The organism is Bradyrhizobium sp. in8p8 (assembly GCF_000426845.1).
Classification (GTDB): domain Bacteria; phylum Pseudomonadota; class Alphaproteobacteria; order Rhizobiales; family Xanthobacteraceae; genus Bradyrhizobium; species Bradyrhizobium japonicum_C.
The window spans coordinates 770941-782981 of record NZ_AUGD01000001.1 but is presented as its reverse complement, the minus strand read 5'-3'; the positions used below and the strand labels follow the sequence as shown (position 1 = coordinate 782981).

11 protein-coding genes are annotated in these 12041 nt (G+C 65.6%); 6 read left to right on the top strand and 5 right to left on the bottom strand.

Annotation, left to right across the window (positions count from 1 at the left end; translation table 11 throughout):
- Positions 1-43: 43 nt before the first annotated feature.
- Positions 44-1108, bottom strand: coding sequence for an acyltransferase family protein (locus tag K408_RS0103765; RefSeq protein ID WP_024337151.1), 1065 nt, complete (start codon positions 1106-1108; stop codon positions 44-46).
- Between the two features lie 202 nt (positions 1109-1310).
- Here K408_RS0103765 and K408_RS0103760 point away from each other — a divergent pair, with 202 nt between their 5' ends.
- The 4 genes from K408_RS0103760 to K408_RS0103745 all read left to right on the top strand — a co-directional run bounded on the left by K408_RS0103760 (position 1311) and on the right by K408_RS0103745 (position 7556).
- Positions 1311-2627 (top strand): UDP-glucose dehydrogenase family protein, encoded by a 1317-nt coding sequence (locus K408_RS0103760; RefSeq protein WP_024337152.1) that lies wholly within the window; start codon positions 1311-1313, stop codon positions 2625-2627.
- Positions 2628-2748: 121 nt separating this feature from the next.
- Positions 2749-5223 carry an ATP-dependent helicase HrpB gene (hrpB, locus tag K408_RS0103755; RefSeq protein ID WP_024337153.1) on the top strand — a complete coding sequence of 825 codons (2475 nt, stop codon included), beginning with the start codon at positions 2749-2751 and terminating at the stop codon, positions 5221-5223.
- A 128-nt stretch (positions 5224-5351) separates the two neighbouring features.
- Entirely contained in the window at positions 5352-5864 is a 513-nt protein-coding gene (locus tag K408_RS0103750) for a TIGR02281 family clan AA aspartic protease (RefSeq protein WP_029673858.1), read from the top strand.
- 192 nt (positions 5865-6056) lie between these two features.
- Positions 6057-7556 (top strand): phosphomannomutase/phosphoglucomutase, encoded by a 1500-nt coding sequence (locus K408_RS0103745; protein ID WP_024337155.1) that lies wholly within the window; start codon positions 6057-6059, stop codon positions 7554-7556.
- 14 nt (positions 7557-7570) lie between these two features.
- Here K408_RS0103745 and K408_RS0103740 read toward each other — a convergent pair whose 3' ends face one another.
- From K408_RS0103740 to K408_RS0103730, 3 genes are all read right to left on the bottom strand, one after another.
- Positions 7571-8410 carry a sterol desaturase family protein gene (locus K408_RS0103740; protein WP_024337156.1) on the bottom strand — a complete coding sequence of 280 codons (840 nt, stop codon included), beginning with the start codon at positions 8408-8410 and terminating at the stop codon, positions 7571-7573.
- A gap of 9 nt (positions 8411-8419) precedes the next feature.
- Positions 8420-8737 carry a cysteine rich repeat-containing protein gene (locus K408_RS37560; RefSeq protein ID WP_024337157.1) on the bottom strand — a complete coding sequence of 106 codons (318 nt, stop codon included), beginning with the start codon at positions 8735-8737 and terminating at the stop codon, positions 8420-8422.
- A 73-nt stretch (positions 8738-8810) separates the two neighbouring features.
- Complete coding sequence (locus K408_RS0103730) at positions 8811-9032, bottom strand: hypothetical protein (RefSeq protein WP_024337158.1); 222 nt, start codon at positions 9030-9032, stop codon at positions 8811-8813.
- Between the two features lie 183 nt (positions 9033-9215).
- Between K408_RS0103730 and K408_RS0103725 the strand changes: the two genes are divergently transcribed.
- On the top strand, positions 9216-9938 hold the full coding sequence (locus tag K408_RS0103725; protein WP_024337159.1) for a response regulator: 723 nt from the start codon (positions 9216-9218) through the stop codon (positions 9936-9938).
- Positions 9938-11287 carry a sensor histidine kinase gene (locus tag K408_RS0103720; RefSeq protein WP_024337160.1) on the top strand — a complete coding sequence of 450 codons (1350 nt, stop codon included), beginning with the start codon at positions 9938-9940 and terminating at the stop codon, positions 11285-11287. Before K408_RS0103725 ends, K408_RS0103720 begins: the two co-directional genes overlap by 1 nt.
- Positions 11288-11352: 65 nt before the next feature.
- Here K408_RS0103720 and K408_RS0103715 read toward each other — a convergent pair whose 3' ends face one another.
- A complete protein-coding gene (locus K408_RS0103715; protein ID WP_024337161.1) occupies positions 11353-11862 on the bottom strand; it encodes an Lrp/AsnC family transcriptional regulator in 510 nt (169 codons plus the stop codon).
- Positions 11863-12041: the final 179 nt, after the last annotated feature.

The following is a 12041-nucleotide window of genomic DNA, read 5'->3' as shown; positions in this document are numbered from 1 at the left end:
TCGGCGGACTGGTCGCCCCGGTCAAGCCGGGCGACGACACCGGCTACTCCGCCGGCTGCAACCGCACGCCGACCTTCTTCGGCGCGATCCAGAACGCATCGGGCCGCTCGAACAGGAAGCGCACATTGAAACGCAGCGCCACGCGCCAGATCGCCAGCGCTCCGAGCACGCCTGCGATGGTGACGATCAGCGACACCGTGCCGATGTCAGGGATGACGCCCGTGCGCAGCAGCAGCGTCCGCGTCGCCGCCATCGGCAGGAAGAAGGCGAGATAGATCACGATCGAATGCTCGCCGCAGAAGCGGAGGAAGCTCAGCCATTGCGCGCGCGCCAGGAGCGTGCCGGTCGCGATGATGGCACATGCGCCGGCGAAGCCGAGCACGAGAGAGACGATCGCCCACTCGCTGGCGCCCCACGCGACCAGGCCGGCATTGACCAGCGCCCAGATCGCGAGCGCCGCAAGTGCGAGACCCGGATGGCTGCGCGCGCGATCCGACAGGGCGAACACGTAAGGCGCGAACAGATAACCTGAATAGAAATAGACGAAGCGCGAGCAGAATTCGTCGATGACGGTCCAGCCGGTGTTGATGCGGGCGGTCTCCAGCGCGGCGGCGAGAAGCCAGATCGCGAGCGGCGGAGCTTTTCGTGTCAGTTTCGTGACGACGAAGAAGATCGGCAGCAGATAGATGAACCACAGCGTGCCGAACGGCTCGATGAAGGATTCAAGGTACAGGACGCCAACGGCGGGCCAGCCGGTCTCCGCGGCAAAGGCCGGCGCCTTGAAGCCGAACTGAATTGTCACCCAGACGACATAGAAATAGGCGAAATGCACTACCTTGCGGTCGAGATAGGTTCGCCAGTCCCGATTGATCACCAGAGACAGGAACAGCCCCGAAATCAGGAAGAAGTCCGGCATCCGGAACGGCTTTGCGAAGGCCACGGCGACATGCATGAAGCCGGTCTGCCCGGCGGCAAGCTCGACCCCCAGCACCGAATGCATCATCACCACCATGACGATGCAGATGCCCTTGGCGTAGTCGACCCAGTCGACACGCGCGGCAGAAGAGGCTGTGAGCCCGGCGCCGCCGATTGTGCCCGATCGTGTCATGGTGTCCCTATTTGAGGCGCCGCCCGCCCGTCCCTGTGTGGTCGCGGGGCAGTTTGGAGCCCAGTGGTTTCCGACTTCTTTACCGGTTCAAATCGCGGGCCGGTTTTTGCATGCGGACTGTTCCATGAGCTCTGGAAAATGCTAAACCGCCCCGAATTGGCCGAGTTGGGCTTTCGTTAACCAAGCTGGAACTGGATTTTTCATGCGCATTGCGATGATCGGCACGGGTTATGTGGGGCTGGTGTCCGGGGCCTGCTTTGCGGATTTCGGCCACGACGTCATCTGCGTCGACAAGGACGAGAAGAAGATCGCGGCGCTCCATCGCGGCGAGATCCCGATCTACGAGCCCGGCCTCGACGAGCTGGTGGCGAACAATGTCAGAGCCAAGCGGCTCGATTTCACCACCGACCTGACCAAGCCGGTGGCGGATGCCGATGCTGTGTTCATCGCGGTCGGCACGCCCTCGCGCCGCGGCGACGGCCATGCCGATCTCTCCTACGTCTACGCCGCGGCAAAAGAGATCGCGCAGTCGCTTCAAGGCTTCACCGTCGTGGTGACGAAGTCGACTGTCCCGGTCGGCACCGGCGACGAGGTCGAGCGGATCATCCGCGAAGCCAATCCCAAGGCTGACGTGGTCGTCGCCTCCAACCCCGAATTCCTGCGCGAGGGCGCGGCGATCCGCGATTTCAAGTTCCCCGACCGCATCGTGGTCGGCACTTCGGACGAGCGCGGCCGCAAGGTGATGGGCGACATCTACCGCCCGCTGTCGCTGAATCAGGCGCCGCTGATGTTCACCGCGCGCCGCACCGCCGAGATGATCAAATACGCCGCCAACGCGTTCCTGGCGACCAAGATCACCTTCATCAACGAGATCGCCGATCTCTCCGAAAAGGCCGGCGCCAACGTGCAGGAGGTCGCGCGCGGCATCGGTCTCGACAACCGCATCGGCACCAAGTTCCTGCATGCCGGTCCCGGCTTCGGCGGCTCGTGCTTCCCGAAGGACACCAAGGCGCTGATCAAGATCGCGCAGGACTACGACGTCAACCTGCGCATCGTGGAATCCGTTCTGGCGGTCAACGAGAACCGCAAGCGTGCGATGGCGCGGAAAGTCAGCCAGGCGCTCGGCGGCTCGCTGCGCGGCAAGACCATCGCGGTGCTCGGCCTCACCTTCAAGCCCGACACCGACGACATGCGCGACGCGCCGTCGATCCCGCTGGTGACCGGCCTGATCGACATGGGTGCGAAGGTGAAGGCGTTCGATCCCGTCGGCATGGAGCAGGCCAAGGGCGAACTGCCCAACATCACCTATTGCGAGGATGCCTATTCCTGTGCGCAAGGTGCCGACGCGCTCGTCATCGTTACCGAATGGGTGCAGTTCCGTGCGTTGGACCTCGACCGGCTGAAGGCGACCATGGCGCAGCCCGTCATCGTCGACCTCCGCAACATCTACCGCCCCGAAGACATGGAAGCCGCCGGGTTCACGTACGAGAGCGTCGGCCGGCCCCCTGTGCAGGGCTGATTGCAGACGGGTTATCCGCTAGATGGGTCATGGCCGGGTTTGTCCCGGCCATCCACGTCATGTTCGCTGTCAGATGAAGGAACGTCATGCCCGGAGTCGGGCATGACGACGGGATGACTTCTTGCCCCGCAGCTTCGCCACCCCCCTTCCGATCGATGCCGTGCTCGACGATCTGTCGCGCACGCTGGAAACCAACAACGCTGCCGTGCTGGTGGCGCCGCCCGGCGCCGGCAAGACCACGCGGGTGCCGCTGGCGCTGCTCGATGCGCACTGGGCGAAGGACAAGAAGATCATCGTGCTGGAGCCGCGCCGCATCGCCGCGCGCGCCAGCGCCGACCGCATGGCCAAGTCGCTTGGCGAGCGCACTGGCGAGACCGTCGGCTATCGCGTTCGCTTCGGCTCGAGGATCTCGCGCGCGACCCGCATCGAGGTGGTGACCGAAGGGATCTTCACCCGCCAGATCCTGGACGATCCCGAACTGACAGGCGTCGCCGCCATCCTGTTTGACGAATTTCACGAGCGCTCGCTCGACGCCGATCTCGGCCTCGCGCTGGCGCGCGATGCGCAAACCGGCCTGCGCGAAGACTTGCGCATCCTGGTGATGTCGGCGACGCTCGATGGCGCGCGCGTGGCAAGATTGCTCGGTGATGCCCCCGTCGTTGAAAGCGAGGGCCGCGCCTTTCCGGTCGAGACGCGCTATCTCGGCCGCAAGGCGGACGCGCCGATCGAGCGGCAGATGGCGGACGCGATCGCATCCGCGCTGCGCGCCGATAGCGGCTCGGTGCTGGCGTTCCTGCCAGGCGCCGCCGAGATCCGCCGCACCCAGAACTTTCTCGGCGAGCGCGTGCAGGACGCTGCCATCGAGATCGTGCCGCTGTTCGGCGCTCTCGATGCCGCCGTGCAGGACCGTGCCATCGCGCCGGCGCCGACGGGTACGCGCAAGGTGGTGCTGGCGACCTCGATCGCCGAGACCTCGCTCACCATCGAGGGCGTGCGCATCGTCGTCGATTCAGGTCTTGCCCGTGTCCCACGCTACGAGCCGGACATCGGCCTGACGCGGCTCGAGACCGTGCGCGCCTCGCGCGCGGCGGTGGACCAGCGCCGCGGCCGCGCCGGCCGCACCGAACCCGGTGTCTGCTACCGGCTCTGGGACGAGCCGCAGACCGCCTCGCTCGCACCCTACACCCAGCCGGAAATCCTCAGCGCCGATCTGTCTTCGCTGGTACTCGATCTCGCGCAATGGGGCGTGAGCGATCCCGCCACGCTGTCGTTCCTCGATCCGCCACCCCAGCCGGCCTGGAAGGAGGCGAAGAGCCTTCTCACCGAGCTCAACGCGCTCGATGTTGACGGCCGCATCACCGCTGAAGGCAAGAGCCTGCGTGCGCTCGCGCTGCCGCCGCGGCTGGCGCGCATGATCGTGGATTCGCATCGCGCTGGAAGCGGCGAGGCCGCGGCCGAGATCGCCGCGATCATCACCGAACGTGGACTTGGCGGCGACAGCGTCGATCTCGAGCACCGGCGCGACCAGTTTCGCCGTGACCGCTCGCCGCGTGCCGCGAGCGCGCGCGATCTGGCGCGCCGCTGGGCCTCGCAGGTTGCGGTGTCGGAGAAGGCAGGACCGCAGGAGGATCTCTCGACCGGGTTGATGCTCGCTTATGCGTTTCCCGACCGCGTCGCGCGCAATCGCGGCAATGGCAGTTTCGTGCTCGCCAACGGCCGCGGCGCTTCGGTCGAGCAGACCTCCTCGCTCGCCCGCGCGCCCTACATCGCGATCGGCGAAATGACGGGAACGGCGGCGAGCGGGCGAATCCTGCTCGCGGCTCAGATCACGCAGGACGAGATCGAGAACCATTTCGCCGAGCATATCGAGACCACCGACGAGATCTCGTTCGATCGTGGCGCGATGGCGCTGCGCGCGCGGCGCAAGCGCGTGTTGCATGCCATCACCCTGTCCGAGGCGACGCTTGCCGTGTCGCCTTCGGAAGATACCGCACGCATCTTCGCGGACGGGCTGATCGCAGCCGGCCTCGACCGGCTGCCCTGGTCGAAGGCCGCCAAGCAGTGGCGCGACCGAGTGACGTTCCTGCGCAAAGCCGAGGGCGACAGCTGGCCCGACGTGTCGGACTCCGGGCTGATCGCGCGCCGCGAGGATTGGCTGGTGCCGGCGCTCTACGACAAGATCGCGCTCAAGGATGTTTCCGCGGGCGATCTCTCCGATGCGCTGATGTCGCTGTTGCCCTGGGACATGCGTGCGCGGCTGGACCGCGAGGCGCCGACACATTTCGAGGCGCCGACCGGCAGCGTGCTCGCGATCGACTATGAGGCCGAGCAGGGGCCGACCATCGCGGTACGGCTCCAGGAATTGTTCGGCCTCAACACGCATCCCTCGATCGCCGCCGGCAAGGTGCCGCTGGTGCTGGAATTGCTTTCGCCAGCGCAGCGTCCGGTGCAGGTGACGCGCGATCTCCCCGGCTTCTGGCGCGGCAGCTATGCCGCAGTCCGGTCCGACCTGCGCGGCCGCTATCCGCGTCACCCCTGGCCGGACGATCCCGCCAATGCGCTGCCGACCCGGCGGGCAAAGCCGCGCGGGACGTAAGAACTCTCACCTGGAATTAACCGTCCGCTCATCCTTTTCGTCAAAATGGCATCGGCCCAGCCGTGGCTTCGCTCGCGGCCGAGCCTGTCGCGTGGTGAAATCGAGCTTTCCGGCTCGGAAGTGGTGTAATGCGTAACATTATGATCATCGCGGCCGTCATGATCGGCCTCGGCACCTTCATGGCGCAGATGGCGGACAAGATGAGCTCGGCATCCGCCACCTCGGTGCCGCGCACGACAGTCGCCGTTGCAGCCACAGAGCCCGCCGGCGGCCGCAGCATCAGCATCCCGCGCGACGGCCGCGGTCATTTCCAGACGGAGGGCCGGGTCGACGGCCAGCGCATCGGCTTCATGATCGATACCGGCGCTTCCGTGGTCGCATTGAACGAGAGTTCGGCAGCCCGCTTTGGCCTCCGTCCCTCGCGCAGCGACTACAACGCAACCGTCTCCACCGCCAACGGCACCATCAAGGCCGCGCGCACCCGCATCGCCATGCTCGAAGTGGGTGGCCTGGTCGTGCGCGACGTCGATGCCATGGTGCTGCCTGACGCAGCACTGTCGGAGAACCTGCTCGGTCTCTCCTTCCTGTCCCGCCTGAAGCGCTTCGAATACGCCAACGGCCAGATGGTGCTGGAGCAGTAAGCGTAGTCCACGCTGTCACGCGGCCCGCCCATTTCAAGAAGATATCTTTGCTCCGGCCGCCCTCCCGGTAACGTTTCTCCGTTACCAAACTGCCGCAATTATCGGCCATAAGCCTTCATTCCCGCCTTTCGTTGCAGCCCGGCATTCGCTAAGGCTGCGGCAAATCCTGCCCCCTTTGCACGAGACGTCTCAATGTTCCCGAAGCCGAAATCCGTATTGTTGCCCAACACCTACGCCTTCGAATCCGAGCCGATGGTGAAGCCGACGGGCTTTCGCGAATACGACGCGCGCTGGTTGTTCCAGAAGGAAATCAACCTGATGGGTGTGCAGGCGCTCGGCATGGGGCTGGGCGCGCTGATCGCCGAGCTCGGCGTCCGTCAGGAGATCGTCACCGGGCACGATTTCCGCGGCTATTCGGCGTCGATCAAATATGCGCTGATCTCCGGCCTGATGGCGGCGGGGTGCAAGGTGCACGATATCGGCCTCGCCGTGACTCCGATGGCCTATTTCGCGCAGTTCGACCTCGACGTGCCCTGCGTCGCCATGGTCACGGCCTCGCACAACGACAATGGCTGGACCGGCGTGAAGATGGGCGCCAACCGCCCGCTGACCTTCGGCCCCGACGAGATGACGCGGCTCAAGGAGATCGTTCTCAACGCCGAGTTCAAGAACAAGGCCGGCGGCTCCTACCAATTCCACGAGAACTATCCGGCGCGCTACATCGCCGATCTCACCTCCCGTCCCAAGCTGACGCGCAAGCTCAAGGTGGTCGCGGCCTGCGGCAACGGCACCGCCGGCGCGTTCGCCCCGCAGGTGCTGGAAGCGATCGGCTGCGAGGTGATCCCGCTCGACACCGAGCTCGACCACACCTTCCCGAAATACAATCCGAACCCCGAGGACATGGAGATGCTGCACGCGATCCGCGACGCGGTGCTGCATCACAACGCCGATGTCGGCCTCGGCTTCGACGGCGACGGCGACCGCTGCGGCGTCGTCGACAACACCGGCGAAGAGATCTTCGCCGACAAGGTCGGCGTGATGCTGGCGCGAGACATGTCCGCGATTCACAAGGATGCGCAGTTCATCGTCGACGTGAAGTCGACCGGCCTCTTCATCACCGATCCCGTGCTGCAGGAGCAGGGCGCCAGGACCGCCTACTGGAAGACCGGCCATTCCTACATGAAGCGCCGCACCAACGAGACGGGCGCGCTCGCGGGGTTCGAGAAATCCGGCCATTTCTTCTTCAACAAGCCGTATGGCCGCGGCTATGACGACGGCCTCGTGTCGGCGATCGCGATCTGCGACATGCTCGACCGCGCGCCCGGCAAGTCGATGGCCGACCTGAAGAACGCGCTGCCGAAGACCTGGTCGTCGCCGACCATGTCGCCGCACTGCGCCGACGAGGTCAAATACGGCGTCATCGACAAGGTGGTGAAGCACTTCGAGGGCTTGCAGGAGAGCGGCGCCAAGATCGGGGGACAGGCGATCCGTGATCTCGTCACCGTCAATGGCGTACGCGTCACGGTGGAGGACGGCAGCTGGGGCCTGGTGCGAGCGTCCTCCAACAAGCCCGAGCTCGTCGTCGTGGTCGAGAGCCCGGTCTCCGAGCAGCGCATGCACGACATGTTCGAGATGGTGAACAGCGTGCTGCGCACGCATCCCGAAGTCGGCGAGTACAATCAGAAGATTTGAGCGCCTGCGCGCGCTCAGCCTCCGGGCGGGCCGAACAGGGCGCGGAGCTTCGCGCCCGCCCCCGGCGCCCTCCAGGCGTCGTCCAGCATCGCGATCCATTCGCCGAGCGCGATCCGGATCGGGTTGAAGGATTGGACGCCCCCGACGAGGCCGAACCGGAGCGGCTGGTCGGAGGGATGTTCGGCAAAGGTCCCGAACAGGCGGTCGAACACGATCAGGATGCCGCCGTAGTTCTTGTCGAGGCACGGCTCATTGCAGGCATGGTGCACGCGATGGTGGCTCGGCGTGTTGAGCACCCATTCGAAGACGCCGAGCTTCGGCCCGAACTGGCTGTGGATGAAGAACTGATAGAGCAGGTTGATGCCGAGCATTGCCACGATCGCAAACGGATGAAATCCGATCAGCGCGAGCGGCAGGAAGAACAGGAAATTGCCCGAGATGTTGCCGGTCCAACCGAGCCGGATCGCCGCAGTCAGGTTCAGCCGCGTCGTCGAGTGATGCACCGCATGCGTCGCCCACATCCAGCGAATGCGATGCGACGCGCGATGCTGCCAATAGTACAGGAATTCGCTGCCCAGGAATAATCCTGCGAGCGCGACCGGCGTGGTCTGCGCAAAGTCGAACAGGCGGTGCTCGTACAGGAACGCGAAGGGCACGGCGAGAAGGCCGGCCTCGATGGCGCGGAGCAGGCTCTGTCCCAACGCCACGCCGAACGAGGCAGCGCTTTCGCGCCAGTCGTGGGTATCGTGACGTGCGAGTCGTCCGATGCCGTATTCGAGCAGCATGAGGCCGAGCGCGGTTGCGAGGATCAGTTGCCTGAGCATCGGGTCGAGCAGCAGTGAAGCGTAGCCCACAGCATTCTCCTATTTCGGTGCCGCGGCGGCGCTGGCGGCATTGTTTCGCAGCGCCTGCGCGCGCGGCAGCGCTTGCGCACAGGATGAGGAGAGCTGGCCGGCATGGGATTGAAGGCAGGCGATGATGCGCCCGCCACCCGGTGCAATGCTGCTGCACAGGCGGTCAAGGTCGGTGCGACACGCCTGCACGATGGTCCTTGCTTCGCTGCGCATCTGCGGCGTGATCTGCGTCTGCAATTGCGTCTGGGCGAGCACGGATGTCGAGGTTGCAAGGCCGAGGGCGACGACGGTTGCGGCTTGCGGCAGAGAACGGAAAATCGACGGCACGGTGCGGATCCTTTCTGACTATATGAGGTCGGCCGTCGCCGCGCGGGGCTGACGCGGCGACGGCGGCGATGCGTCAGCGCGAGACCGTGCCGGTGCGGGTGTAGGTATTGCCGGCGGGACCGGTTCGCGTCACGGTGCGCGTGCAGCTTCCGTAGGCGCAGCTTCCCGTCGCGGTGACGTGAGAGGTGCCGCGCGGCCCGCTCGCCGTCGCCGACCGCGTCCAGGCATTGGCGTCGGCTGCCGCCGCGACCGACAGGGTGCCGATGACGAGGGAGGTGAGGAAAAGCTTGGTCATGGTGGTTGTCTCCTTCTGGGGGCTGCCGTGAGCGGGAGCCGTGCGGAGGAGACTGGGGCTGCTGCGTGTGCGCCGCATTGCCGAAACGCAACGATTGTTGGGACTTTGTCGGCCTCATGTAACACCATGTAACAACGGTGCCGCAGCCCTTGCGCGGCAAGCGCGGTCGTCCACAATGGGGCGATGAACGCGCCTTCGGCCACGATCCTCATGGTGGAGGATGATCCCGAGATCAGCCGTCTCGTTGCCGACTTCATGCGGCGCGAGGGGTTCGAGGTCGCCTGCGTCGCCGACGGCAAGTCCATGGATTCGATGCTCCAGCGCCTGCGGCCCGACATCGTCATCCTCGATTTGATGCTGCCGGGCGAGGACGGGCTTTCGATCTGCCGCCGCTTGCGCGCCGACGATGCCATCCCGATCCTGATGCTGACCGCCAAGAGTGACGAGATCGATCGCGTGGTCGGTCTTGAGATGGGCGCTGACGATTATCTCACAAAGCCGTTCGGTCCGCGCGAGCTCTTGGCGCGGGTTCGCGCCATCCTGCGCCGCGCCAACGGAACTCCGGCCAAGCCGCTTGTCCGGCGATATGCCTTCGACCGCTTCGTGATCGATCTCGATGCGCGCAGCGTCGAGACGACCGAGGCCGAGACGCCGGAACTGCAATTGACCAGCGCCGAGTTCGACCTGCTCGGCTGCTTCGTGCAGCGGCCGCGAAGGGTGCTCACGCGCGACCAGATCCTCGACTGGACCCGCGGCCGTTCGGCGGAGCCGTTCGACCGCACCGTCGATATGCTGATCTCGCGGCTGCGCCGCAAGCTCGATGGTGCAAGTCCCGGCTCCAACCTGATCACGACGGTGCGCAACGGCGGCTATCTGTTCACCGCGACAGTCAAGCAGGTGTCGTGATGCTGCGCGTGACGCTCGCCGCGCGGCTCGCTCTGATCGGGCTGGTGGGGATTACCCTGGTGATCACGGTGGTCGTCGCGATCTTCTACCGCACGACCCTCCGCGAAAACGAGCTGACCCGGCCTTCGCCCGCGCGTCTCGATGCGCTGGCCACGCTCCTCGAGCGAACGGACGCGGGTTCACGGCAGGCCGTGCTCGATGCGGTGTCTTCGCCGCAGTTCACCGTGCGCATCGTGCCGTCGGGCGCGCCGGTCGGCGGCGAGACGCCGCCGGAGCAGCAGGAACTGCGCGAGACCTATGCGGCGGGCCTTGCGGGCCGCCCCGTTGAGATCGTGCCGCCGTCCAATCATCGGGGCAGCCGGGTGTTTCCCCGCCTCGCGCGGTTGATGGCCAACGCGATCGAATTCCGCATCGGCCTGCGCAGCGGAGAGTTGCTGATCATCGACGCCTATACCCGCCTGCCGGTGAGCCCGTTCGGCCTTCCCGTCGGCTTCGGCGCAGGCCTGTTCGGCACGATTGTGGCGCTGCTGGCGCTGCTGGTCATGCAGCGCGAAACGCGGCCGCTGGCGCGGCTCGCCGCCGCCGTCGATCGTGTCGACCTGTCGGCCGATCCGCTGCCGCTGCCGGATGCGCGGCGCAGCGCGCCGGAGATCCGCGCCGTCATCGCCGCGTTCAACCGCCTGCAGGGGCGGCTTGCCGAAATGCTGCGTGCGCGCATGACGCTGGTTGGCGGCATTGCGCATGATGTCAGGACCTTCGCGACGCGGCTGCGGCTGCGCGTCGAGCACATTCCCGACGATGCCGAGCGGCAGCGGGCAGTGGCCGATATCGACGACATGATCCGGCTGCTCGACGATGCGCTGTTGTCGACGCGGGCGGGCGCCGGCGGCCTGTCGCAGGAAATGATCGAGCTCCCTGCGCTGGTCGCTGCCGAGGTGCACGATCGGCGCGTTCAGGGCGCGGCAGTCGAGTTGGTTTGCCACGAGCGGACGCGGAATGTGATCGTGCTCGGTGACAGGCTGGCGCTGCGACGAATCTTTGCGAACATCATAGACAACGCGCTGGCCTACGGCCGCACCGCGCAGGTGGAGATTGCCATGAAGGACGGAGCCCTCGTCGTCTCGATCGACGATGAGGGACCCGGCATTCCCGCCGATCAGCGCCACACTGTGCTGGAGCCGTTCCATCGTCTGGAGAAGTCGCGCAACCGCGCGACCGGCGGAGCCGGTCTCGGCCTCGCGGTCGTCCGCAACCTGGTCGAAGCCCATGGCGGCACGATCGAGATCGGCGCAGCGCCAAGCGGAGGTACGCGCGTCAACGTCACGCTACCGGTGTTTCAGCTGTCCTGAAGCGTATTCGAGCGAAGTGGATAGCGGTTCGCGTGTAGCAAACGCGTCAAACCAGCAATTGGCCGTCAGGCCGCCACCACCGCCGGAATCGGTAATGCCGTCACCGACTTGATCTTCTCCATCGCAAAGCGCGAGGTGACGTTCTTCAGCGGCACCGCGCTGATCAGCTTCTTGTAGAACACGTCATAGGCCTGCATGTCCGCGACCACGACCCGCAGCATGTAGTCGACATCGCCGGCCATCCGGTAGAACTCCATCACCTCGGGCATGGCGCTGACGGCTTCGGCGAATTTCTTGAGCCAGGCCTCGGAATGGTCGGAGCTCTCCACCGACACGAACACGGAAATGCCGAGGCCGATCTTGTTCTGGTCGACCAGGGCGACCCGCTTGATGATCACGCCGTCGGCCTCCAGCCGCTGGATGCGCTTCCAGCAGGGGGTCGAGGACAGCCCGACACGGTCGCCGATCTCGGCGACGGACAGGGAGGCATCCTCCTGGAGCACCATCAGGATCTTGCGGTCGATGGCATCGAGGCGGCGGCTGGTCTCGGGGATCTGCACAGCGGCATCGGTCATTTGAAGAACTTTGTTCCATTTCGGGGGCTGATTTACCTGATATAGAGAAAATCTTTCCCCTGCAAGCCAATATTCTTGGCGCGGACATGGCGTTGCCTAGGTGTCGCATGGAAAGAGCTGGACATATCAAAGGGTTACAGGCCAGCAAGGCCACTGCGCCAGCCACCGCGTTTCAGCGC

Bases quoted from the DNA above. Each gene is read 5' to 3' on its own strand.
- K408_RS0103750 (WP_029673858.1), top strand. From the start codon at position 5,352: ATGCGTAACATTATGATCATCGCGGCCGTCATGATCGGCCTCGGCACC.
- K408_RS0103745 (WP_024337155.1), top strand. From the start codon at position 6,057: ATGTTCCCGAAGCCGAAATCCGTATTGTTGCCCAACACCTACGCCTTC.
- K408_RS0103715 (WP_024337161.1), bottom strand. From the start codon at position 11,862: ATGACCGATGCCGCTGTGCAGATCCCCGAGACCAGCCGCCGCCTCGAT.
- K408_RS0103725 (WP_024337159.1), top strand. From the start codon at position 9,216: ATGAACGCGCCTTCGGCCACGATCCTCATGGTGGAGGATGATCCCGAG.
- K408_RS0103720 (WP_024337160.1), top strand. From the start codon at position 9,938: ATGCTGCGCGTGACGCTCGCCGCGCGGCTCGCTCTGATCGGGCTGGTG.
- K408_RS0103730 (WP_024337158.1), bottom strand. From the start codon at position 9,032: ATGACCAAGCTTTTCCTCACCTCCCTCGTCATCGGCACCCTGTCGGTC.
- K408_RS0103760 (WP_024337152.1), top strand. From the start codon at position 1,311: ATGCGCATTGCGATGATCGGCACGGGTTATGTGGGGCTGGTGTCCGGG.
- K408_RS0103765 (WP_024337151.1), bottom strand. From the start codon at position 1,108: ATGACACGATCGGGCACAATCGGCGGCGCCGGGCTCACAGCCTCTTCT.